The sequence below is a fragment of the Candidatus Pantoea communis genome (genome assembly GCF_011752685.1).
Taxonomy (GTDB): domain Bacteria; phylum Pseudomonadota; class Gammaproteobacteria; order Enterobacterales; family Enterobacteriaceae; genus Pantoea; species Pantoea communis.
In genome coordinates this window covers 91,803-115,986 of record NZ_VWXC01000016.1, presented here as the reverse complement: position 1 = coordinate 115,986, position 24,184 = coordinate 91,803, and the positions used below count along the sequence as shown (strand labels likewise).

The following is a 24,184-nucleotide window of genomic DNA, read 5'->3' as shown; positions in this document are numbered from 1 at the left end:
TCATTCAACTACACTCTCCTGAGCCATTGATGACTCAGGAGAGTAAATGAACAACCTGCCCCAGGAAAAAATTGGCCAGAACATGCTGGTCAAAATGGCGATGCTGGTGATTATTCTGGCGGGCATCCGTGCTGCGTCAGAAATTCTGGTGCCCTTCCTGCTCGCCAGCTTTCTGGCGATTGTGCTGAATCCACTGGTCACCCTGCTGATGCGTCGAGGCGTGCCACGTGGTCTGGCCATCACTGCGGTGATCAGCGTGATATTTATCGTCATCCTGTTGTTGGTTGGCGTGATGGCCAGTTCGGCCAGTGACTTCAGCGACACCTATCCGCAAATCCGTAGCATGCTGGAACAAAAACTCGGCGTGGTGCAGCACTTTGCCGCTCGCTTTCATATCAATGTCTCCACGGAAGCCTTAGCCGCTCGGCTCGACCCGAATGTGATGATGGATATGGCCACCACGCTGCTGAAACAGTTTTCCGGCGCCATGACCAACGTGCTGCTGCTGATCCTCACCGTGGTGTTTATGCTGTTCGAAGTGCGCCATCTGCCCTACAAAATGCGCAACGCGATGATCAATCCGCAAATCCGCATTGCGGGGTTACACCGCGCATTCAAAGGCGTGACCCACTATCTGGCGCTAAAAACCCTGGTTAGCCTGATGACCGGTCTCGCCGTTTGGCTGGTGCTGGAACTCATCGGCGTGAAGTTTGCACTGTTCTGGGGCGTCGTGGCCTTTATCCTCAACTTTATCCCCAATATCGGGCCGATCATCGCCGGCATTCCGCCATTTATTCAGGCGCTGGTATTGAACGGAACTTACGATGCATTGTTTGTGGTGGCACTGTTCAGCGCGATTCATATGGTGTTTGGCAATATGCTGGAGCCAAAGCTGATGGGGCGCGGATTGGGGCTCTCGACGCTGGTGGTGTTTCTGTCGCTGATATTCTGGGGCTGGCTGTTGGGGCCGGTGGGCATGCTGCTGTCAGTACCACTGACCAGCGTCACTAAGATATTGATGGAGACCACGCCGGGTGGCAGCCGACTGGCGATTATGTTAGGCAACGGCCGACCGGGATCGCGTCCACGTTAATAGCCAGGGGTTTGCACCGCTACAGCATGTGCACATCAGCGTCGCGGCGAGAGGCTTCGCGCAGGTTGATGTGCACATCAGTGTAACGGCGCGATTATTGCGCAGGATTGGCGATTATTGCGTAAAGACGCTGTTATCCGTAATCGACTGCACATCGACCTTGTTCGGCAAAATCTTCAGCTCGCTAAACAGATCTGACACCTTCTGCACTTTCGCCACATCTTCTGCCGTTACACCCCGAACGCCGTGCGAAATGCGCGGTGTAATTTTTTGCGCATCTTCCGGCGAGAGCCGCGTTAACTGGGCATACACCGCGTTGTACTGCTGCGGATGTTCCAGTGCCCATTCGCGGGCTTTGGCTAAACGATGGGTGAAATCGACAATCGCCGCCCGCTTAGCGGGATCGTCCAGCGAACTCTGCGTGGCAGTGACAAACGACAGTGCCGTGGTTAACCCTTTGCCATCGCGCAGCAGGCGTGCACCGTGCTGTTCAGCAATCCCCAGATAGGGATCAAACGTGGCCCAGGCGGCAATCTGCCCGGAATTAAACGCTGCACTGGCATCGGTTGGCAAAACAAACCGCACCGGCACCGTATCGCGTTTGACCTGCGCTTCTTCCAGCGCTTCATACAACAGATGCTGCGAAATGCTGCCGCGCGCCGATGACACCACCACTTCTTTTCCGGCCAGATCTTTTACGCTGTGGATTGGCGAATCCGCCGGAACGATCAATCCGTTCGAACCGGAATCGCCGACGTTGGTGGCGATGATCTTCAACGGTACGCCACCGGACGCCGCCATCAATACCGGCAAATCTCCGGCGTAGGAGGTATCGACCGCACCCGCACGCTGTGCTTCAAACAGCGGTGCCGCCCCCTGGAAATTCGCCCAGCGATATTGATAGGGCGCATCTTTCATGACATCGGCGGCCTCAATCAGCGAACGCAAATTGCGCGCCTGATCGCCCAGCACCAGAGTGACTTTGCTTAAGTCAGGCGCTGCCTGACTGCTGAACGCCGCGCACAGCAACAGCGTCGAAACTACCGGTTTCAGCCATTTCATAAGGGATTCTCAGAGTGCGTTGCGGTTGAGCTGGCGGATGTAGGCATCCCAGTGCAGCTGATATTTGTGGTTACGGATGCTGTTGTCGAACGCCTGCGCCGCTTTCTCGGATACCTCATCAGGCAGGATGATCAAATCCGCACCGCCCGATTGAGCCGCTAGCTGCGCCTGGCAAGCACGCTCCAGGTAGTAAAGGTTATAGAACGCTTCTTCAATACTGCCGCCGCTGGTCAGCAGGCCGTGATTACGCAGGATTAGCGCATTAAGATCGCCGAGATCGGCCACAATGCGTTGCTGCTCATCAAGATCCAGCGCAATGCCTTCGTAATCGTGATAGCCAAGGCGATGGTGGAAGCGCGTGCTGTGCTGCGAAATCATCAGCAAACCGTTGCGCTGCGCAGAGACACCAATGCCCGCCGCCGTATGCGTATGCAGCACGGCATGCGCATCCGGACGCGCACGGTGAATAGCGCTGTGAATCACAAATCCCGCGTGGTTAATCCCCAGCCCCGTCGGGTCATCAATGATGTTTCCGTCGATATCAATTTTCACCAGCGTCTCCGCCGAGATTTCATCGAAGGTTTGACCGAAAGCGTTAATCAGAAAATGGGGCTGATCGCCCGGCACACGTAGAGAAAAGTGGGTGTAGATATGGTCAGTCCAGCGCAGCCTGGCCGCCAGGTGATAGGCCTGCGCCAGCTTCACACGCGCCTGCCACTCACCTTCGCTAATGCGTTGGCGCAGGGAAGCCACATCCAGGGTTTCAGTGCTCATTTTCGCTCCTCATTTCAGGTCAATATGCTTTCCCAACATCGTGGCACAGCGCTTTTCCCGCTGGGAAATGCCAATAACGGCAAAACATTGTCAATTAACGCAAAGCGACGCCGATATTTGACCTGAGTCAGCCCAGAGCAAAATCAAAACGCTAATATGCACGGCCCCTGGAAGTGTTATGCTGCTGACGCCGCAGCTTAGCCCTCATCTGCTGCTTAAAATGACCGAGGAAAGTCAGGTGCCACCGCAAAGAAAAAATCGCGATTTTGGCTGGCTGTTAATTGTCTGTGCCGGGTTATTACCACTGGTACTGGGCATCCTTTGTACGGCCATTGAAGCACGGCACACGGTGAGCCAGCAGCAGATCTCCACCGCTAACTCCTTACTCACTCAAGCCGAAAAAATGAGTGATAACGCATGGGATATGATCACCCAGCTGCGTCAGTACCATTATCAGCCTTGTGCGAAGATCGAGGATCAACTGCAGCGCGCTGGCACCCTCAACGCCTATTTTCGTTCCGTTGGTCTGCTGAGTGGCGAGAACATCAGCTGCTCATCGGCGTTTGGTTTGGTGCATGGCACCCTGACCCAGATGATGATGCAACCACCGCCGATCACGGGTAAAGCCTGGTGGAGCCTCTCCATTCGTGGCACTTACGGCGTGCCCAATCGGCCCGCCGTGGTGTTTGTGCGTCAACTGCCTGATAGCACCGGCTTCTGGGCGGTGATTGATGGTCAGTATCTGATGGACTTTATGCACGCGATTGGCGAGTCGCGTGGCTATCAGATGAGCATGCGCTTTAGCGGCGGTGCACCCATTACCAGCGGCCCGGCCGACATCGAACCCGAACTGTATCTGAAAAGTGAGCCTTATCAGGCCGAATCCAGCCGCTACCCGATTAGCGTGAATGTCACGGTGCCCGCCTCCGAGTTGCTGAAAGCCTGGCGCCAGGCGCTGTTTATCTTCCTGCCGATGGCGGCGATTTTTTCTATCCTGCTGATGGTATTGACCGCCAACTGGCTGCGCCGCCGCATTTCGTGGGCCGATGAAATCCGCCGCGCGATGCGTAGCCGTCAATTCTCGGTCCATTACCAGCCGGTTTACAGCACGGAAATCGAGCGCTGCAAAGGCGCGGAAGCCCTGTTGCGCTGGCAATTGCCGAATGGTGAGATGATCCGTCCGGATATCTTTATCAGCCACGCCGAATCTGAAGGGATCATTGTGCAGCTGACCCAGCATTTGCTGGATCTGATGGCGGAAGATATTCAGGGCTGGCAGGTTGAGCCCGGTTTCCATATTGGCCTGAACGTGGCGGCAGAACATTTGCAACATGCCGATTTCGTGCAGGACATTCAGCGCTTTGCCCGCCGCATTAAAGACAAACAGATGGTGGTGACGCTGGAGCTCACTGAGCGCAGCCTGATTGATGACGGCGAACTGGTGGCGCGTAAACTCCGCTACCTGCAGTCACACGGCATGAAAGTGGCGATTGATGACTTTGGTACCGGCCACTGCTCACTTTCTTATCTGCTAACCTTCCCGCTGGATTACCTGAAAATCGATCGCGGCTTTATTAACGCCATTGAAGGTCTGGAGGTAGAAACGCCGGTGCTGGATGCCATCATAAATCTGTGCCACAAACTCAAGCTGGATGTGCTCGGTGAAGGGGTGGAAACCTCGTTACAATATGACTACCTGCGGCAGCGTGGCGTGGTGCTAATTCAGGGCTACTATTATGCCCGTCCGATGGATAATGACCGGCTTCGCGCCTGGCTCAATGAGCAAGGGCGTCAGCCACTTCTCGTTGAGGAATCCCATGAGCCTGAATTGCGTCATTCTTGATGATTACCAAAACGTTGCCCTGTCGCTGGCCGATTGGGCATCGCTGCAACCGACTGTCCACACCACCGCACTGACCCGGCATTTTGACAATGAAGATGAGCGGGTGCGCCATATCGAACACGCCGATATCCTCGTTGTTATGCGCGAGCGCACACCTCTCACGGCTGAACTGATTGGTCGCTTGCCTAACCTGAAACTGGTGGTCACCTCCGGCATGCGTAATGCCTCGATTGATCTGCACGCCTGTGCCGAGCGCTATATCGCCGTGTGCGGCACCGCCAGCAGCAGCGCTGCACCGATGGAGCTCACCTGGGGTTTGCTGATTGGGCTGGCACGCCACATCAGGTTAGAAAATCAGGCAATGCGCAATAACGGGCCGTGGCAGCAAACGCTGGGGCTCGGTTTGCAGGGCAAAACGTTGGGCTTAGTGGGGCTGGGTAAAATCGGTGGCGAGATGGCCAAAGTGGCGCAGGCCTTTGGGATGCGCGTTTGCGCATGGAGTCAAAATCTCACCGACTCACGCGCGACCGAATGTGGCGCAGAACGGATGCCTTCGCTGCACGCCTTGATGCAAGCGAGCGATTTTGTCTCGGTGCACCTGGTGCTCAGCGAGCGCTCGCGCCACGTGATTGACCATGCTGCACTGGCGCAGATGAAGCCAGGCGCGCTGTTGATCAACACCTCACGCGCCGCACTTGTCGACCAGCAAGCGATGATTGCCGCGCTGCAATCCGGTCAATTGGCTGGGGCCGGAATCGATGTGTTCGAACAGGAACCGCTATCTGCTGACCACCCGTTGCGCCATCTGCCCAATGTGCTGGCCACGCCTCACCTTGGCTATGTCGCCGACAGCAATTACCGCACCTACTTCACGCAGGCAGTGGAAGATATTCAGGGATGGATAAGCGGCGCACCACTGCGATCGCTACTCTGAGCGACGGCGTTTTTCGGCGATACGCAGCGCCACTTCCAGTGTGTCATCCGCCAGCGTGACTGGCGGGCGCTGGCCATTCAGGCGCTGGTTAATACGTTCTAAGGTCGGCGTCAGCTGTCCCACCAACTGCTGATACTCATCAAGCTGGGTAATGGGTTGATTACGCGCGATACTGGTTTGCGTCAGGCGTTGCAGCTGCCGCAAACTCTCGGCCGCCTGGCTGGTGAGCAATCCCGCCTGCCGCCAGGTTTTCAGGCGTTTCAGCAGTTCATCAGGTTGTTGGGCCAGTAATGCCAATTGGGCATCGGCACGTTCACCGCAGTCGATCCAACCAATCGGTGCCACAGGATCGGTGAACGTTCGCCGTGCATCAGGCGCATAATTGATAAGATTCCTTTCTACACTGTCAATTTGCGACAGCCAGGGATTCTCAAACAATCGGGCGTTTTTTCTCGACATGAACACTCCACCTGAGCCAGGCGGCAGAGTATTACCGAATGATGACAGGCTGGCAAGCAAAGCTTACCGCTTCGCTTAATGATAAGAATTTCTTATTTATTGCGCAACAATCAGGTATAGCAATCAAGCCGCCACTTGTCAGAACAATGGATTAATCAATCAGCAATGCGCAGTTGATATCGCTGATAATCATCAAAATTTTCTCCGCGTTTTTTCAGAAAAAAAATAAATGACACCCTTTGCCACCCTTTTGATGCATTCCTGGCTGAAACGCACGCATTACGCGGCCTGACGCGCGATAACCAGGATTTTATAAGCTGCGTTTTCCCCATCATTCCGCCAGAGTTTTAGCCAAAAAATAGCCAGTTGCTGGCTGAAACATGACAAATATCACACAAAATCGGTATACTCTGTCGCGGGACGTAATCATTTCGCCCCTAATTATTACCGTTGCTACGCCGGATAAAGTCCTCTTTCACGGCTATGCTTAAATCTTCTCAACGCCGTGGACTGGCCACAAAATGTAGTCTGCAGCGTTGAGGAATTTTCGAATTCCAATACAGGGTTACATCATGAAACTACGTAGGAAGCGTGTAAAACCTATCGGACTGGATGACGTCACGATTATCGATGACGCCCGTTTACGTAAAGCCATTACCGCTGCGTCTCTGGGCAACGCGATGGAGTGGTTTGATTTCGGTGTTTATGGCTTTGTGGCGTATGCGCTGGGTAAGGTGTTCTTCCCGGATGCATCGCCTAGTGTGCAGATGATTGCTGCACTGGGTACCTTCTCTGTTCCCTTCCTGATTCGCCCACTGGGTGGACTATTCTTCGGTATGCTCGGCGACAAATACGGTCGTCAGAAAATCCTCTCTATTACCATTGTCATCATGTCGATCAGTACCTTCTGTATCGGCCTGATCCCCTCTTATGCCACCATCGGCATCTGGGCACCGATTCTGCTGCTGCTGGCGAAAATGGCGCAGGGCTTCTCAGTGGGCGGTGAATATACCGGTGCCTCGATCTTTGTCGCGGAATATTCGCCGGACCGTAAGCGTGGCTTTATGGGCAGCTGGCTCGACTTCGGCTCCATAGCCGGCTTCGTGCTGGGTGCGGGCGTCGTGGTGCTGATTTCCACCGTCATCGGTGAAGCGAAATTCCTTGAGTGGGGCTGGCGTCTGCCGTTCTTCCTCGCGCTACCGTTAGGGATCATCGGTCTGTATCTGCGTCACGCACTGGAAGAGACACCGGCGTTCCAGCAGCACGTTGATAAGCTGGAACAAGGCGATCGTGAAGGTCTGCGTGACGGCCCGAAAGTATCCTTCAAAGAGATCGCCACCAAGCACTGGAAAAGTCTGCTGGCCTGTATCGGTCTGGTGATTGCCACCAACGTGACCTACTACATGTTGCTGACCTACATGCCGAGCTACCTGTCGCATAACCTGCACTACTCGGAAGATCACGGCGTGCTGATCATTATCGCCATCATGATGGGTATGCTGTTTGTGCAGCCGGTGATGGGCATGTTGAGTGACCGCTTTGGCCGTCGCCCGTTTATCATCATCGGCAGTATCGCGCTGTTCGCCTTCTCGATTCCGGCATTTATGTTGATTAACAGCGGCGTGCTGGGGCTGATTTTTGCGGGTCTGCTGCTGCTGGCGGTGATCCTTAACGCCTTTACCGGCGTGATGGCTTCGTCGCTGCCGGCGATGTTCCCAACGCACATTCGTTACAGTGCGCTGGCCAGTGCCTTCAATATCTCGGTACTGATTGCCGGTTTAACCCCGACCTTCGCCGCGTGGTTGGTTGAAACAACCAACAATCTGTATATGCCGGCTTATTATCTGATGGTGGTCGCGGTGATTGGTTTGATCACGGGTATCTATATGAAAGAGACCGCCAACAAGCCGCTGCGCGGTGCCACACCGGCGGCGTCGGATATTGAAGAAGCGCGTGAAATCCTGCAGGAGCATCACGACAACATTGAGCAGAAAATCGAAGATATTGATGAAGAGATCGCTAAGCTCGAGGCGAAACGTAAAAACCTGGTGCAGCAGCACCCGGACATCAACGAGTAATCTTCCCCACTCCCGCCGCCCGGCGGGAGTTTTCGTTTCCGCACACAATCCTTCATCCCCGCTGGCGAAAAGGGGTAAACTGTTGTCACTTTTTTCACCAGCAAAAGTTGTACGAACATGTCTGAATTCAATCTTCTCCAACGTCCAAGAAGACTGCGCAAAAGCGCATCAATGCGTGAAATGTTCCAGGAATCCCACCTTCGTCTGAGCGATCTGGCCCTGCCAATCTTCGTTGAAGAAGGCGTGGACGATTACGTGCCGATTAACGCCATGCCGGGTGTGATGCGTATTCCTGAGAAACGTCTCGCCTATGAGATTGAGCGTATCGCCAAAGCCGGTATTCGCTCTGTGATGACCTTCGGTATCTCGCATCACACGGATGCAACCGGCAGCGATGCATGGAATGAGAATGGCCTGGTGGCGCGTATGTCGCGTATCTGCAAAGACACCGTGCCAGAAATGATCGTGATGTCCGATACCTGCTTCTGTGAATACACCAGCCACGGCCACTGTGGCGTGCTGTGCGATCACGGCGTGGATAACGACCAGACATTAATTAACCTCGGCAAACAAGCCGTGGTCGCCGCGCAAGCCGGTGCGGATTTTATCGCCCCTTCAGCGGCAATGGATGGCCAGGTGAAAGCCATTCGTCAGGCACTGGATGCCGCAGGCTTCACCGATACGGCCATCATGTCTTACTCCACCAAGTTCGCCTCTTCATTCTACGGTCCGTTCCGGGAAGCAGCAGGAACGGCATTAAAAGGCGATCGTAAAACTTATCAGATGAATCCGATGAACCGCCGTGAAGCGATTCGCGAGTCCCTGATTGATGAAGCCGAAGGGGCCGATTCACTGATGGTAAAACCGGCGGGTGCTTACCTCGATATTCTGCGTGATATCCGCGAACGCACTACTCTGCCGCTGGCTGCGTACCAGGTGAGTGGTGAATACGCGATGATCAAATTCGCCGCGCAGGCGGGTGCCATCGATGAACGTAATGTGGTTCTGGAAAGCCTTGGTGCGATTAAACGTGCCGGTGCTGACCTGATTTTCAGCTATTTTGCCCTTGATCTTGCCGAGCAAAAAGTGCTCTGATAATCGTTACGCTTAGCAATGGATATCGCACCGTTGCTAAGCGCTTTATGCCGTTATGGCAGCAAAACACCAGTGAAGTTGTACCCGAATAATTTAAAAGAAAGAGTAACGCGATGAAAGCACCTGCACTGCCTGCGGACGAGTCACGTCGTCTGGCCCAGTTACGTGCGCTCAACATTCTGCACACGCCTGCAGAAGAGCGTTTTGATCGTTTAACCCGCCTTGCTCGTCGTTTGTTCGGCGTGCCGGTTGCGCTGGTTAGCCTGCTGGAGGAGGACCACCAGTGGTTCAAATCTATCGCTGGCCAAAGCGCGGCGACCGCACCCCGTAATACGTCGTTCTGTGGCCACGCGGTCCTGCAAGACGATGTGATGGTGGTCGAAAACGCCCTTGAAGATGAGCGTTTCCACGATAATCCGTTAGTGAAAACCTCAGAGAATCCCGTGCGCTTTTACGCGGGTTGTCCGCTGCGTACGCCAGCGGGTGCCAAAGTGGGCACGCTCTGTATCGTCGACCACCATGCGCGCGAATTTAATGCGGATGACATGAATACGCTGCGCGATTTGGCCGCGATGGCCGAAGCAGAGTTGGTGGCGTTCCAGACAGCGACCTCGGATGAACTGACGCAAATCACCAACCGTCGCGGATTTATGACGCTGGGACAGCTCGCGCTGAATGAGTGCGAAGTCAGGCAACTCCCGGCCAGTCTGACCTTCCTCGACCTCGACCGTTTTAAAGCTATCAATGATACGCTCGGCCACCGCGAGGGGGATCGTGCATTGATGGATTTTGCGGATGCGATGAAAGTGAGTTTCCGCCACGCTGATATCTTTGCCCGCCTGGGCGGTGATGAGTTTGTGGTGCTGTTTAACGGCTTACAGCAGGCCGATGCCGAGGGCGTTTTGGCGCGCTTTGATCGTTTCCTGCAAAAGCAAACTCAGGATCTCGACCGCCGCTACGCACTGCACTTCTCATCAGGCATTGTGGAGTTTGATCCCGACCATCCGCTGTCGCTGGAACAGCTGCTGGAAGGCAGCGATGCGCGTATGTACGAAGCCAAAAACGGCAAAAAAAAGCAGGTACAGTAATGCCAGGGCGTGCAAAAGCACGCCCATTTGCCACCGCATCTTACAGTGGACGCGCCAGATCGCTAATCAGCGTCTGATTAAACTTCTGCGGCTCTTCCATCTGCGGCGCATGTCCCATACCTGGGAACTCAATTAAATGTGCCTCCGGAATCATCTTTGTCACCTGTTTGCCCAACACATTGTAATGACCTAACTGCGCTTTGACCGCAGCGGGAGCAATATCGCTGCCAATCGCGGTGGTATCGGCGGTTCCGATCATCAGCGTTGTCGGCACTTTCAGGTCTTTGAATTCGTAATAGACCGGCTGGGTGAAAATCATGTCGTAAATGAGCGCAGAGTTCCACGCCACCTTCTTATGGCCTGGCCCGCTGTTGAGGCCTGCCAGCATATCCACCCACTTGTCGTACTCCGGCTTCCACTGACCGCTGTAGTAAGTCGTCTGTTCATACTTTTTAATGCCCGCCGCACTGAGCTTTAGTTCGCGCTGATACCACTGGTCCACCGAGCGCCACGGTGCGCCTTTGGCTTTCCAATCCTCCAGGCCAATCGGGTTCACCAGCACCAGCTTCTGTGTCTGCTGTGGATACATCAGCGCATAGCGCGTCGCCAGCATGCCACCGGTTGAATGCCCGATAATCACCGCCTTAGCAACGCCAAGATGCGCTAACAGTTGATGGGTATTCAGCGCCAGTTGCTGGAAGCTGTATTGGTAATTGGCGGGTTTCGTCGAGCTGCAAAAGCCAATCTGGTCCGGCGCAATCACCCGATATCCCTGCTGGCTAAGCGCTTTGATGGTGTCTTCCCAGGTTGCACCACAAAAATTCTTACCATGCAGTAATACCACCGTTTGACCATTAGCCTGCTGCGCGGGTTTGACATCCATGTACCCCATGCTCAGCGGTTGCTGCTGTGAGGAGAAATTAAAGTGTTCAAGTGGGTAGGGATACTGAAAACCTTCCAACTGCTCGCCATACACATTGGCCGCTAACGCGGAGGGGGTGGGTAGCGCTGCCATCGCCGTCAAAATCACGGCAAGTGACTGTTTTAGCGGGAAACGAAAAGCCATGCGCACTGCTCCTGAGCTATGAAAAAACCATCAGTCTGGCACGTTAATCGCCAGTGCGTATTGATGAGGTGTGCCAGCGCCACGTTTTCTCATACTGTTAAGCTCGGCAAAGTGATGGAAAATTTGAGTTAAAAATAACGGGCGTAATTACGCTAAATATTCAACATCGATTCAACAAAAGCGGCCTTAATTTCACTAAAAGCAAGACCAGCCTTGATGACAAATAATAAAACAGCCAATTCCTTATGAAACTTTACGTTAATCGGATGAATGGAAAGATTAATTATTTTACACTGTGTCCAGTTAATGGAGGATCAAAAAGATGCCGCAAAAATACAACGAAGGGGTTATTGATTCGGTGACCAAATGGATTATGGACAATCTGGATCAGCGCTTAAGCATTGATGATATCGCCGTGAAATCGGGTTATTCTAAATGGTATTTGCAGAAATTATTTGCCCGCTATCATAATGAAACGCTGGCACGGTATATCCGTAAAAAGAAACTGGCATGCTGTGTCAGCGAGCTGAAATACAGCAACGCACCGATCATCAGTCTGGCCGTAAAATACCATTTTGAAAGCCAGCAATCGTTCACTCGCTCCTTTAAGCAAGTGATGGGTTGCACCCCACTCTACTGCCGTAAGCGTCAGCTGGGGAGCGAAGCCGAGCAGCAATTGAAAGAGAGCACTGATCCATGCGTGATTTGCCGTAAGCATGGATTTAACAGCAGTGAGAAAATGAAAGAAGTGAGAACGCCAGCGCTGCGCTCAGGTCAATTTCCCTCACGTATTGATTGTGTGATGCGTTAATAATTCGCGTAACTATTTTTCTTTGCAGGATTTGCATAACAACGGATGGTTCGCCATCCGTTGTTAAGAATAGCCCTCATTGGCCACGCTGAAATACTCTTCTCATCAGATAGCCTGTCAAAATGATCCGGGAATAATTTTATCCGCCCTATTTTCAATGCATTCTTATCAATAGGTTGATTTACAAACCATTAATTCACACCCGACCACGAAATGTTTTCCGGTATTGTAACGGAGACGTATTCAAATTCTTTTTAAAATGTCGCCTTAACATTAATGGCGAAGAGAATCCGGCTTTTTCTGCGATCAGCTCAATCGGCTGGTCGGTTTTTTCCAAAAATCGCTGCGCCAATGCCAGACGCTGATTCACTAACCAATCACTGAAACAGCTGCCAGTGGTTTGGTTAAAACGGCGCGTAAAACTGCGGCGACTCATCAACGCTCTCTCCGCCAACTGATCCAGCGTGAGGGCCTGCTGCAAATTTTCGGTGGCCCAACTGAGCGCCGACATAAATCGATCGTTGCCCGCCGAGTGATAGACCGGCTGCTCAATATATTGTGCCTGGCCGCCCTGCCGATGCGGCGGTACCACCAGCATGCGCGCCACACTGTTGGCCACATCCACTCCACACTGTTCACGCACCAGATGCAGGCAGCAATCGATACTCGCTGCAGTGCCCGCCGAGGTCACAATCTGCCCTTCGTCGATATACAACACGTCACGGTCAATCGTCACATCGGGGTAAAGCCGTTCAAAATCACTCATCCAACGCCAGTGTGTCGTGGCGCGCTGCTGATGCAGCAAGCCAGCGGCTCCGAGCACAAAGGCGCCAAGACACAAGCCAACAATCTGAGCCCCACGCTGGGCAGCCTGCTGTAACGCCTGCAACAACGCGGGCGGTGGCGCAACGGCAGGATCGCTCCAGCTGGGCACTACCACCATATCCGCTTCGGCCAGCATAGCCAGTTCATGCTCCGCGACAATCGAAAAACCGCTGTTGGTGCGAAGCGGACCGGCGTGGGTGGCACAGATCATTAATTGGTAGCAAGCTCGGCCATCTTCGCGTTCCGCCTTCTCAAACACCGCACAGGGAACGGAAAGATGAAACGGGATGATGTCGTCAAACACCACAATACCGACCTTAATGGGCGCATCCAGGTGCGCCATTTTTGGCGCAAAGTGAACGTTATTTGTCATGCGCAGTACTCCTTCACTTTCGGCACAATCGCCATACTGCTGTGCATCGGAAGTCACCCTGACTTCCCAATTAAAGAGATGATTAGTGATGAAAAACCTTTTTGCTTCAGGCACCTTAGCATTAGCGATGGCAATTTCAGGCAGCGCTATTGCCGAAGAACACAAAGCTGAAAATGCACCGACCATTCGTACCATGAGCGGTGCCACAGCCACCACCCAGCTGACGGCCAATCAAACCGCGGTCATCGTGATTGATATTCAGAACGAATACTTCGCTGGCGGCAAAATGCCCATTCCAGACGGTATGAAAGCACTGCAAAACAGTAAGCGCCTGGTTGAGTTTGCACACAAGCATGGCATGCCGGTGTTCTTCGTCCGCCATGAAGGCGCGGCAGATGGCCCGCTGTTCGCCAAAGGCAGCCGCTTCGCTGAATTCCATAAGGATTTGCAGCCGGGCAAAAATGATCGTGTCATTACCAAAGCCACACCGAGTTCTTTCGTGGGAACCGATTTGAAACAACAACTCGACAGTCTGGGCATCAAGCAGTTAATTGTCACCGGTCTAATGACCCATATGTGCGTGTCGTCCACCGCACGTGATGCCGTACCGCTTGGCTACTCGGTCATTATCCCGGAAGATGCCACCGCCACGCGCGATCTGGCGACCTGGGATAACAAGGTAGTCGATCACAAGGTGCTGCAGCAGAGCGCATTGACAGGCGTTGCTGATGTGTTTGCCGAGATCAAAACCACCGACGCGGTATTAGCGCTGCCCGTGCATTAATCACTGCACTGCTTTACCCGGTAATAACTTTTCAGACATCACCTTGCGGCAGGACAGACTCTCCTGCCGCGCCTGCTGTTGCTGCTCCGCTGACAAATCCTGCCACACGCTTTGCAGATGTTCTGCCAGACCTGACTGGAAATGAATTTTCTGCAGCGCATAGTCCGAGTTGCTGCCTTCAATAATCTGTTGCATCGCCTGGGGTGAGTTGTCGCGCCCATCATGGGTCAAGGTGCAGAACATGGCGATGTAATAGCCTTTGTCTTCATCGCTATAGTGCGGCATCAGCCACCAGACAGCCGCGCTGATGACGATAAGCACGGGCAGAAGGAATTTAAGTTTGAACATGGAATCATAGGCCTGTTTGAAAAAACGCGGCGATTTTAACAGATTCATCGGTTAACAGCCCTTAAACACCCACGGCAACGGTACGGCAAGTGAACGCCGCCTGCGTATTCTCTTAAAGTAACGTTTTCAGAGTTTATTTATTGAGCAGTTCGGCGCTGTTTGTTAATTTTGAGCCACTTTTCGCGCCATTCGCGCTTCATCGTGCCCGCTGTCACAGGGCCGGTTTTTCGCCCTAAAGCGGCAGAAGCTGGGATAGCGGCCGACAGGGTTACAGGAATGATCATGTCCAACCATAAGCTTAAAATGCATTTGATTTCGCTGGCGTTGCTGGCGGAAAAAAAGCTGACCACACGCAAACGCCTTCCCGCCTATCACGCCGCAGCCGAACAGGATATTAACCTGCAGGGTCGTGCTAATCCGCCTGCGCCCATTCCGCGTCAGGTTTGGATGTACTGGGAAAGTGAAAAGCTCCCGGCTGAAGTCCAGATTTTTGTCGATAAGATTGCCCGTGAAAACCCTGGCTATGCGTTGACGGTAATCAACAATCTCAATCTGCATGACTATTTACCAGACCTGAAGTTTGTCCACGCGGGGATGCGGGCTTCGCACAAAAGCGATGTGATTCGCCTGGAGCTGCTGCATCGTTATGGCGGAATCTGGATGGATGCCACCATTATCCTCAATCGCAGCCTCGATGAGCTGTTAGCGGTGAATGCGGATGAGCGTTATGACCTGGTGGCTTTTTACCGCGAGGAATCCACCCGCGATCGCGCTTATCCGGTTATGGAATCCTGGTTTCTCGCCGCGCCGAAAAACAATGCCTTTATCGGCCGCTGGCTGCACTGCTTCCGTCCGATTGTGGAGTTAGGCTCTGAAGCCTTCTTCCAGCAATTATTGGCGCTACCGAACTACGACACGATTCTGCAGGGCATCAAGACGCCGGATTATCTGGTGGTGTATATCGCTCAGCAGCAGGCGCTGCGGGAAGAGAATCACTACAACTTCTACTTACGCAAAGCGGAAGCCGGTGCGTTATTGTATCAAACGCTGAGCGGCTGGCGTCCGGTGAAGCTGAGCCGCATGCTGATGGTGGACGCTTTACCGGAGGTGTTGCCACCGGTGTATAAGCTCACCAGCTTTGACCGCAAATATATCGCAACGCATCTGAAGTATGGCGTGGTCAACAGCGATAGCCTGCTGGGGCAAGTATTGCTGCACGACCAGCCGAAAAACCTGACACCTGCAGTGACGCCGTTACGCAGAGCCAGGCATTAGCGCTGCAACCTCAGCATAAAGCTGAACCTCGTACACTGGCGTCGCCTTTGATGGCGACGTGATAACTCACAGCGCCTGCGCACACGCCCAGGCTGAACTCCACGCCCACTGGAAGTTGTATCCGCCGAGCCAGCCGGTGACATCCACCACTTCACCAATAAAGTACAAACCGGGCACATCGCGCGCTTCCATGGTTTTGGAGGAGAGTTGCGTGGTATCGACGCCGCCCATCGTCACTTCGGCAGTGCGATAACCTTCGGTGCCATTCGGCTGCACGCGCCACTGATGCAACGTGATGACCAACTCCGCCTGCTGCTTGCTGTTGAGCTGCTTCAGCGTCACATCCGGGATCTGCTTCAGCTCCTGCAACACTTCCACCAGACGCTTCGGCAGGATTTTCGCCAGGCTGTTTTTTAGGCTGAGATTCGGATGCGCCTCGCGCTGCACGTTGATGAATTCTTCCAGCGAGGTTTCCGGCGACAGGTTAATGGTGACAAACTCACCCGGCTGCCAGTAGCTGGAGATTTGCAATACCGCCGGACCCGACAAACCGCGATGGGTAAACAGCATCGCTTCTTTAAACAGCGTGCCATCCTGCGCGGTGATGGTGGTGGGCAATGACACACCCGATAAGGTATGCAGCTGCTCAAGCAGTGGCTTATGCAGCGTAAACGGCACCAGGGCTGCGCGCGTCGGGAACACTTTCAAACCAAACTGCTCGGCCACTTTGTACCCGAATGGTGTCACGCCCAGACCCGGCATCGATAAGCCACCGCTGGCGATCACCAATTTCTCAGCCTGCACCTCGGAGCCATTCAGTTGCAGCCTGTAGCCGTTTTCATCGCGCGTCACGCTCAGCACTTCACTGCGCAAGCGCAACATAACCTGCCCGTCTTCGCACTCTTTTAACAGCAAATCCACGATCTGCTGCGCCGAATCATCGCAGAACAACTGGCCGAGGGTTTTCTCGTGATACGCAATCTTGTGGCGATTCACCAGATCGATGAAGTCCCACTGGGTGTAACGCGCCAATGCCGACTTACTGAAATGCGGGTTGTGCGAGAGATAGGCGGCCGGTTCGGTGTACATATTGGTGAAGTTACAGCGGCCACCACCGGACATCAGGATTTTACGTCCCGCCTTTTTGCCGTTATCCAGCAACAGCACCCGACGACCCAACTGCCCTGCCTGCGCCGCACAGAACATGCCGGCAGCGCCTGCACCTATTACGATAACGTCAAACTTGTCCACAGTGCTTAATCCACATAATTGAAAGGCGGTGATTGTAGAGATCTGCGGCATTTCGCGCCAGCGTCAAAAAAATGCCGTAAATGTGTCATATTGTAACTCGCTTATTTTTCAGTCTTTTTACCTTGTCTGATGGGGTTTGTGGCAATTTTAAGACAAAAAAGGACTATATTTTCCTTTCACATCATGCGGGTTGTCGCCGATAATGCGCCGCGTTCATGTCCTCCAAAAAATGGCGTAACGTTTATGCTACATCTGTTCGCTGGTCTTGACCTCAGTACCGGCCTGTTTTTGGTTATCGCTCTGCTGTTCGTATTGTTCTATGAGGCAATCAACGGTTTCCACGACACTGCTAACGCAGTCGCTACCGTCATCTATACCCGCGCGATGCGGGCGCAATTGGCGGTTGTGATGGCGGGTGTTTTCAACTTCTTAGGCGTTTTGCTGGGCGGCTTGAGCGTGGCTTATGCCATCGTGCATATGCTGCCAACTGATTTACTGCTGAATGTGGGTTCCGCTCACGGCCTGGCCATGGTGTTCTCCATGCTGCTGGCGGCCATCATCTGGAACCTCGGCACCTGGTATCTGGGTTTGCCGGCATCCAGTTCTCACACCTTGATCGGCGCGATTATCGGCATTGGTCTCACCAATGCGCTGATGACCGGCACCTCGGTGGTTGATGCCCTCAACCTGCCGAAAGTCATTAATATCTTCCTGTCACTGATCCTGTCGCCGATTGTCGGCCTGGTGATTGCGGGCTCGCTGATTTTCATCCTGCGTCGTTACTGGAGCGGAACCCCTAAACGTTCGCGCATCCACATGACGCCCGCTGACCGTGAAAAGATCGATGGCAAGAAGAAGCCACCGTTCTGGACGCGTATTGCCTTGATCGTTTCGGCGATTGGCGTGAGCTACTCCCACGGTGCGAACGATGGTCAGAAAGGCATTGGCCTGATTATGTTAGTGCTAATCGGTGTTGCGCCTGCGGGTTTCGTGGTCAACATGAATGCCTCAGGTTATGACATCACGCGAACTCGCGATGCGGTCAATCACCTGGAACAGTACTATCAGCAGCACAGCGATTCACTCACGCATATCATCCAGATGGCACCACCTGTTGTGCCTGCACCGGAAGAAGCGGTGGGCGGTCCTCACGAGTTCCATTGCGACAGCAGCCGTGCGCTGCAAGCCATTGACCGTGCTCAGGTGCTGCTAACTAATCTGAATAGCTATGACCAACTGACGGTTGATCAACGCAGCCAGATGCGTCGCCTGCTGATGTGCGTCTCGGACACGGCCGATAAAGCCGCGAAGCTGCCAGAGACCACCCCGGACGATAAGCGCTTCCTTAACAAGTTGAAGGGCGATTTGCTGGGCACCGTCGAGTACGCGCCGATCTGGATCATCATGGCGGTGGCGTTAGCGCTGGGCATTGGTACCATGATTGGCTGGCGTCGCGTGGCGACCACCATCGGTGAGAAAATCGGTAAGAAAGGCATGACTTATGCGCAAGGCATGTCAGCGCAGGTCACTGCGGCTGTGTCGATTGGTATCGCGAGCTATACCGGAATGCCGGTTTCGACCACGCATATTCTGTCATCATCCGTTGCCGGTACCATGCTGGTGGATGGCGGTGGATTACAGAGCCGTACGATCAAAAACATCGCCATGGCGTGGGTGTTCACCCTGCCGGTCTGTATTGTGCTGTCAGGTTCGCTCTACTGGATCGCGCTGAAAATTATCTAAGCCTTTAACGGCAAACAAGAGGGCGACTGTTCAACACAGATCGCCCTTTTTTATTGCCGCTATTTAATGCCAGATCGCCAGGCCAACCAGACTCACCACCACCAAAAAACAGAGCCCGCTGGTCAGGACAAACTGCCTGCGTACGCGCTCGCAGCGGCGAATAAATTCGTCGTCGTGATGATCGCGATAGCGTTTATCCCAGATATAACGCACCAGTCGCACCTGCTTGCTCGGCTGACCATGAGACGTGAAGAAACCTGCCCCATCCACATATTGATACAGCAGCGGATCGCAACCGCGCAGCACAGCCAATAGCGAGCGCAAAGAAGAGAAGTAGCGCGCCATATTCACCAGACAAACCACACACAGAGCCCAAAAAAGCGCGATAGTGCTGATCATGTTCCCCTCCCAGCTGGAGCCGCAATGACGTCGAAGGCAGCGGGGAAATGCTGTAGACGCCCCACGGGAAATTAACCAGCCACAGATGAATCGAATTGCATTGTTGTTATGCGAACCCGAGCGCGTTACCCAGACGGCAGTGGCACTCATTTTCAGTGTAGGAGATCTGTTCAATTTTTTTCCAGCGATGATTTTCGTTCACCGCGAGTGAAAATTGCGATAGCGCTTGATCTTCCTCACAAGCGAGCCGTGGATTGCAGCATTTGTTAACAACTCTGGCTATACTCAGGTCATAACAACAGAACGCCTGCAGGGCATAAATTGTGGTTGGTGGCGCTTCATCGCTGTTTCGCGCAAAGGATTTCGCTCGCCGAGCGGCGGGAATTCAGGTAGCCCCAGAATCTTGAGAAGGAGTTTTATCATGGCTTATAAACACATCCTGATTGCAGTAGACCTTTCCCCGGAAAGCCAGTTGCTGGTTGATAAAGCCGTTTCACTGGCCCGTCCTTATGATGCAAAAATCTCGCTGATCCACGTTGATGTGAATTACTCAGACCTTTACACCGGGCTGATTGACGTCAATCTGGGCGACATGCAGAAACGCATTTCTGAGGAGACGCACACCGCGCTGAAAGAACTTTCTACCAACGCCGGTTATCCGATCAGTGAAACCCTGAGCGGCAGCGGCGATCTCGGCCAGGTGCTGGTGGATGCGATTAAGAAATACGATGTGGATTTGGTGGTCTGTGGTCACCACCAGGATTTCTGGAGCAAGCTGATGTCATCAGCGCGCCAGCTGATCAACACCGTGCATATCGATATGCTGATTGTGCCGCTGCGTGACGAAGAAGACGAATAAAAACAGGGCCAGTCATGGCCCTGTTTTTTTGGTCGCGGCGTAATACATCGCGCGTCTTTAAACCCCGCGCGATAAATTACGCCGCAACGCCATCATGCAGAATCATACCAATGGCGGATAAATATCAAAGCGATGGCTTTTGGTGACCACGGCCGATTGGGTTGCAACGCCCGCTAACGGCGGCGCGTAATCCGGGCGTTTCACCACAATGCGCTTCTTCGCCAGACGACGAGCGGGTTCCAGCAGCGCATCGGCATCCTCATCGGGTCCCACCAGCGACTGAAACACCCGCATCTCCTTCTTCACCATCGCGCTCTTTTGACGATGGGGATACATCGGATCGAGATACACCACATCTGGCGCGGGCGTGATATCACTCAACGCCTGCTGACTCACCACATGCAGCAGCGTCAGACGTTCGCGCAGCCAGCCGCCAATCTCCGCATCTTCATAGCCACGACGTAAGCCATCATCGAGCAGAGCCGCAACCACCGGATGGCGTTCCAGCATGCGCACCCGGCAACCCAGCGCCGCCAGCACAAAGGCATCGCGCCCCAATCCTGCCGTTGCGTCGATCACGTCCGGCAAATAGCCACCTTTGATGCCCACCGCTTTCGCCACCGCCTCGCCGCGCCCACCGCCAAACTTGCGGCGATGCGCCATAGCTCCGGTGACAAAATCCACAAAGATGCCACCCAGTTTAGGCTCATCCAGTTTGCGCAGCTCAAGGCGCTCCGGCGTCAGCACCAGGGCCATTACGGCCTGATCGTCATGCTGTAAGCCCCAGCGCTGCGCCAGATGTAATAAGGCGCCGTCTCCGGCGCCTGATTCATCGATTAAACCGATTTTCACAAGCAGGCTTATCCCTGAATTCCGTAGTGTTCCAGCATCGCATCCAGCTGTGGTTCACGGCCACGGAAGCGTTTGAACAGCTCCATTGGCTCTTCGGAACCGCCGCGCGTCAGGATGTTGTCGAGGAACGACTGGCCGGTTTCACGGTTGAAGATGCCCTCTTCTTCGAAGCGCGAATAGGCATCCGCCGCCAGCACGTCGGCCCACAGATAGCTGTAGTAACCTGCGGCATAACCGCCGGCGAAGACGTGGCTAAACGCATGCGGGAAGCGGCCCCACTCCGGGCTTGGCACCACGGCAACCTGTTTCTTCACTTCACGCAGGGTTTCGAGGATTTGCGCACCTTTTTCCGGATTGAACTCGGTATGCATACGGAAATCGAACAGGCCGAACTCCAGCTGACGCAGGATAAACAGCGCCGCCTGATAGTTCTTCGCCGCCAGCATCTTATCCAGCAGGTCTTTCGGCAGCGGTTCGCCGGTCTCGTAGTGGCCGGAGATAAACGCCAGCGCGTCCGGCTCCCAGCACCAGTTTTCCATAAACTGGCTTGGCAGCTCGACTGCATCCCACGGTACACCGCTAATACCCGACACGCCCGGCGCTTCGATGCGCGTCAGCATGTGGTGCAGGCCGTGACCAAACTCATGGAACAGGGTGGTGACTTCATCGTGGGTAAACAGCGCGGGTTTGCCCTGTACCGGACGGTTGAAGTTACAGGTCAGGTACGCCACCGGCTTCTGCAGACTGCCATCGGCTTTACGCATCTGACCCACGCAATCGTCCATCCACGCCCCGCCACGCTTGTGTTCACGCGCATACAGATCGAGGTAGAAGCTGCCGCGCAGCTCGCCGCTTTCATCGAACAGGTCGAAGAAGCGCACATCTGGATGGTACACATCCACGTCTTTACGCTCTTTGGCGGTGATGCCGTAAATGCGTTTCACCACTTCAAACAGGCCGCTCACCGCACGCTCTTCCGGGAAGTACGGACGCAGTTGCTCATCGCTGATGGTGTAGAGATGCTGTTTCTGCTTCTCGCCGTAGTAAGTGAGATCCCACGGATTCATCTCGTCAACGCCACACTCTTTTTTGGCGAAGGCGCGCAGCTGAGCTAACTCTTTCTCACCCTGCGGACGCGCACGTTTGGCGAGGTCGGTCAGGAAGTCGATCACCTGAGCCGGGTTCTCAGCCATCTTGGTCGCCAGTGATTTGTGCGCGAAGGAGTCAAAGCCCAGCAGCTGTGCCAGCTCGTGACGCAGCGCCAGCTCTTCGGCCATGATCGGGCCGTTATCCCATTTACCGGCATTCGGGCCCTGCTCAGAGGCACGCGTTGAATAGGCGCGGTACATCTCTTCGCGCAGCGCGGCGTTATCGCAATAGGTCATGACTGGCAGATAGCTTGGGATATCCAGCGTCAGCAGCCAGCCTTCTTGTTCTTTAGCTTCGGCCTGCGCTTTAGCCGCAGCCAGCGCGCTTTCTGGCATGCCCGCCAGATCGGCTTCATCGGTGATCAACTTGCTCCAGCCCATGGTGGCGTCGAGCACGTTGTTGCTGTAGGTGGAACCCAGCTCAGACAGGCGCGCGGCGATTTCGCCGTAGCGTTTCTGCTTCTCTTTATCGAGACCGATACCTGAGAGTTCGAAATCACGCAGTGCGTTATCCACCGCTTTCTTCTGTGCGATATCCAGCGCGGCATAGCTGTCGCCCTGTTTCAGATCGCGATAAGCCTGATACAGGCCTTCGTTCTGTCCCACCCAGGTGCTGTATTCTGACAGCAGCGGCAGCGTCTGCTCATAAGCTTCACGCAGTTCCGGGCTGTTCTTCACCGAATTCAGGTGGCTCACCGGCGAGAAAATACGGCTCAGACGGTCATCCACTTCTGCCAGTGGCTGCACTAAATTGTCCCAAGTGTAAGGTGCACCCTGTGCTACAACGCGTTCAACTTCAGCGCGGCAGTTGTTCAGCGCTTCAGTCACAGCAGGAACCACGTGCTCAGGCTTGATCGCGGAAAACGGGGGTAGCGTGTAAGGGGTGAGTAACGGATTGGTCATAAGCGCAGTCCTTTCTTCATGGAGTGGGGGTGGCGCGCAATGGCGCGACGCAATCTTTCTAACATGCGGTCAGTTAACGTGAAAATCAATGCTACTGAGAATGGACCCGTAAAGAAAAAAGCGCGAGCGCCGAAACGTCAGCAATTTTTACGCAGCGCGGCTATAATCGCGCCACACACGATGTTTTTATCTCCTTTGATCCAACCGCGGACCCCTCTTTTTTATGCTGAGTTATCGCCACAGTTTTCATGCCGGCAACCATGCCGACGTGCTCAAACATACCGTTGAAAGCCTGATCCTCACCGCCCTGATGGAGAAGGAAAAACCGTTTCTCTATCTGGACACGCACGCCGGTGCCGGACGTTACCAGCTGAGCGGAGAGCACGCCGAGCGTACCGGTGAATATCTGGAAGGCATTGCGCGCATCTGGCAGCAGCCGGACGCGCCAGAACTGCTGAAGCCTTATCTGACGGCCGTTCGCAACCTCAACCCGCATGGCACCTTGCGCTACTATCCAGGCTCGCCGCTGATCGCCCGCTATCTGCTGCGTGAAGAGGACAAGCTGGAGCTGACCGAGCTGCACTCCAGCGACTATCCGCTGCTACGTTCCGAATTCAGCAAAGATGCCCGTGCACGCGTAGCGCGTGGCGACGGCTATCAGCAGTTAAAAGCCAAACTGCCTCCGCTGAGCCGTCGTGGTCTGATTCTGATCGATCCGCCGTACGAAATGAAAAGCGATTATCAGGATGTGGTGAAAGGCATTCAGGAAGGCTACAAACGCTTTGCTACCGGTGTGTATGCGCTGTGGTATCCGGTGGTGCTGCGCCAGCAAATCAAACACATGATTAAAGACCTGGAAGCCAGCAACATCCGCAACATCTTGCAGATCGAACTGGCCGTGCGCCCGGATAGCGATCAACGCGGCATGACTGCCTCCGGCATGATCGTGATTAACCCGCCGTGGAAGCTGAAAGCGCAGATGGAAGAGCTGCTGCCGTGGCTGCATCAGAAGCTGGTGCCGGCGGGTACCGGTCACTACAGCGTGACGCAGATCGTTCCAGAATAACGGGCTTATAGGGTGTGGTTCCTGAGCCGCCCCTTGCCGTTGCCCTTCTAAGGAC

General features: G+C 54.3%; 22 protein-coding genes. 12 read left to right on the top strand and 10 right to left on the bottom strand.

The window, feature by feature from the left end; all coding sequences use genetic code 11:
* Positions 1–46 precede the first annotated feature (46 nt).
* A complete protein-coding gene (locus F3J37_RS19905; protein WP_166935228.1) occupies positions 47–1,093 on the top strand; it encodes an AI-2E family transporter in 1,047 nt (348 codons plus the stop codon).
* Positions 1,094–1,207: 114 nt separating this feature from the next.
* On the opposite strand, the gene F3J37_RS19900 is transcribed toward F3J37_RS19905, so the two are convergent.
* Together F3J37_RS19900 and F3J37_RS19895 are read right to left on the bottom strand one after the other, a co-directional pair.
* A complete protein-coding gene (locus F3J37_RS19900; protein WP_166935226.1) occupies positions 1,208–2,155 on the bottom strand; it encodes an ABC transporter substrate-binding protein in 948 nt (315 codons plus the stop codon).
* 9 nt (positions 2,156–2,164) lie between these two features.
* A complete protein-coding gene (locus F3J37_RS19895; RefSeq protein WP_160868882.1) occupies positions 2,165–2,929 on the bottom strand; it encodes a class II aldolase/adducin family protein in 765 nt (254 codons plus the stop codon).
* A gap of 238 nt (positions 2,930–3,167) precedes the next feature.
* Between F3J37_RS19895 and F3J37_RS19890 the strand changes: the two genes are divergently transcribed.
* Positions 3,168–4,772, top strand: a complete 1,605-nt coding sequence (locus F3J37_RS19890; RefSeq protein ID WP_160868925.1) for an EAL domain-containing protein — start codon at positions 3,168–3,170, stop codon at positions 4,770–4,772.
* A complete protein-coding gene (locus tag F3J37_RS19885; protein ID WP_166935224.1) occupies positions 4,747–5,706 on the top strand; it encodes a D-2-hydroxyacid dehydrogenase family protein in 960 nt (319 codons plus the stop codon). The genes F3J37_RS19890 and F3J37_RS19885 overlap by 26 nt, the downstream gene beginning before the upstream one ends.
* Here the strand turns inward: F3J37_RS19885 and F3J37_RS19880 are convergent.
* Positions 5,698–6,165 (bottom strand): hypothetical protein, encoded by a 468-nt coding sequence (locus F3J37_RS19880; RefSeq protein WP_034819738.1) that lies wholly within the window; start codon positions 6,163–6,165, stop codon positions 5,698–5,700. The two genes, F3J37_RS19885 and F3J37_RS19880, sit on opposite strands and share 9 nt — an antisense overlap.
* Positions 6,166–6,737: 572 nt before the next feature.
* On the opposite strand from F3J37_RS19880, the gene proP reads away from it, so the two are divergent.
* From proP to F3J37_RS19865, 3 genes are all read left to right on the top strand, one after another.
* Positions 6,738–8,243, top strand: coding sequence for a glycine betaine/L-proline transporter ProP (gene proP / locus F3J37_RS19875; protein ID WP_034819744.1), 1,506 nt, complete (start codon positions 6,738–6,740; stop codon positions 8,241–8,243).
* A 117-nt stretch (positions 8,244–8,360) separates the two neighbouring features.
* Complete coding sequence (gene hemB, locus F3J37_RS19870; protein ID WP_034819746.1) at positions 8,361–9,338, top strand: porphobilinogen synthase; 978 nt, start codon at positions 8,361–8,363, stop codon at positions 9,336–9,338.
* 113 nt (positions 9,339–9,451) lie between these two features.
* Complete coding sequence (locus F3J37_RS19865; protein ID WP_166935222.1) at positions 9,452–10,426, top strand: sensor domain-containing diguanylate cyclase; 975 nt, start codon at positions 9,452–9,454, stop codon at positions 10,424–10,426.
* Positions 10,427–10,466: 40 nt separating this feature from the next.
* Here F3J37_RS19865 and F3J37_RS19860 read toward each other — a convergent pair whose 3' ends face one another.
* Positions 10,467–11,492 (bottom strand): alpha/beta fold hydrolase, encoded by a 1,026-nt coding sequence (locus tag F3J37_RS19860; RefSeq protein WP_166935220.1) that lies wholly within the window; start codon positions 11,490–11,492, stop codon positions 10,467–10,469.
* 322 nt (positions 11,493–11,814) lie between these two features.
* Between F3J37_RS19860 and F3J37_RS19855 the strand changes: the two genes are divergently transcribed.
* On the top strand, positions 11,815–12,303 hold the full coding sequence (locus F3J37_RS19855) for a helix-turn-helix domain-containing protein (protein WP_058960638.1): 489 nt from the start codon (positions 11,815–11,817) through the stop codon (positions 12,301–12,303).
* 196 nt (positions 12,304–12,499) lie between these two features.
* On the opposite strand, the gene F3J37_RS19850 is transcribed toward F3J37_RS19855, so the two are convergent.
* Positions 12,500–13,501: a GlxA family transcriptional regulator gene (locus F3J37_RS19850; protein WP_166935218.1), complete on the bottom strand. Its 1,002-nt coding sequence runs from the start codon at positions 13,499–13,501 to the stop codon at positions 12,500–12,502.
* Between the two features lie 88 nt (positions 13,502–13,589).
* Between F3J37_RS19850 and F3J37_RS19845 the strand changes: the two genes are divergently transcribed.
* The gene (locus tag F3J37_RS19845; RefSeq protein ID WP_034819757.1) at positions 13,590–14,285 is read left to right on the top strand and encodes a cysteine hydrolase family protein; all 696 of its coding nucleotides are present in this window, start codon (positions 13,590–13,592) and stop codon (positions 14,283–14,285) included.
* On the opposite strand, the gene F3J37_RS19840 is transcribed toward F3J37_RS19845, so the two are convergent.
* Positions 14,286–14,633: a hypothetical protein gene (locus tag F3J37_RS19840; protein WP_058960701.1), complete on the bottom strand. Its 348-nt coding sequence runs from the start codon at positions 14,631–14,633 to the stop codon at positions 14,286–14,288.
* Between the two features lie 282 nt (positions 14,634–14,915).
* Between F3J37_RS19840 and F3J37_RS19835 the strand changes: the two genes are divergently transcribed.
* Entirely contained in the window at positions 14,916–15,908 is a 993-nt protein-coding gene (locus F3J37_RS19835; protein ID WP_034819759.1) for a glycosyltransferase family 32 protein, read from the top strand.
* Between the two features lie 66 nt (positions 15,909–15,974).
* Here F3J37_RS19835 and F3J37_RS19830 read toward each other — a convergent pair whose 3' ends face one another.
* Positions 15,975–17,159, bottom strand: a complete 1,185-nt coding sequence (locus F3J37_RS19830) for a BaiN/RdsA family NAD(P)/FAD-dependent oxidoreductase (protein WP_166935216.1) — start codon at positions 17,157–17,159, stop codon at positions 15,975–15,977.
* A gap of 243 nt (positions 17,160–17,402) precedes the next feature.
* Between F3J37_RS19830 and pitA the strand changes: the two genes are divergently transcribed.
* On the top strand, positions 17,403–18,902 hold the full coding sequence (gene pitA, locus F3J37_RS19825; RefSeq protein ID WP_166935214.1) for an inorganic phosphate transporter PitA: 1,500 nt from the start codon (positions 17,403–17,405) through the stop codon (positions 18,900–18,902).
* Positions 18,903–18,965: 63 nt separating this feature from the next.
* Here pitA and uspB read toward each other — a convergent pair whose 3' ends face one another.
* The gene (uspB, locus tag F3J37_RS19820; protein ID WP_034819764.1) at positions 18,966–19,301 is read right to left on the bottom strand and encodes a universal stress protein UspB; all 336 of its coding nucleotides are present in this window, start codon (positions 19,299–19,301) and stop codon (positions 18,966–18,968) included.
* Between the two features lie 421 nt (positions 19,302–19,722).
* Between uspB and uspA the strand changes: the two genes are divergently transcribed.
* Entirely contained in the window at positions 19,723–20,160 is a 438-nt protein-coding gene (gene uspA, locus F3J37_RS19815; protein ID WP_034819767.1) for a universal stress protein UspA, read from the top strand.
* A gap of 102 nt (positions 20,161–20,262) precedes the next feature.
* On the opposite strand, the gene rsmJ is transcribed toward uspA, so the two are convergent.
* Both rsmJ and prlC read right to left on the bottom strand, forming a co-directional pair.
* Positions 20,263–21,012: a 16S rRNA (guanine(1516)-N(2))-methyltransferase RsmJ gene (rsmJ, locus tag F3J37_RS19810; RefSeq protein ID WP_058960645.1), complete on the bottom strand. Its 750-nt coding sequence runs from the start codon at positions 21,010–21,012 to the stop codon at positions 20,263–20,265.
* Between the two features lie 8 nt (positions 21,013–21,020).
* Entirely contained in the window at positions 21,021–23,063 is a 2,043-nt protein-coding gene (gene prlC, locus F3J37_RS19805) for an oligopeptidase A (protein WP_160833791.1), read from the bottom strand.
* Positions 23,064–23,286: 223 nt separating this feature from the next.
* Here prlC and F3J37_RS19800 point away from each other — a divergent pair, with 223 nt between their 5' ends.
* Positions 23,287–24,129, top strand: a complete 843-nt coding sequence (locus tag F3J37_RS19800) for a 23S rRNA (adenine(2030)-N(6))-methyltransferase RlmJ (RefSeq protein WP_034819774.1) — start codon at positions 23,287–23,289, stop codon at positions 24,127–24,129.
* Positions 24,130–24,184 lie beyond the last annotated feature (55 nt).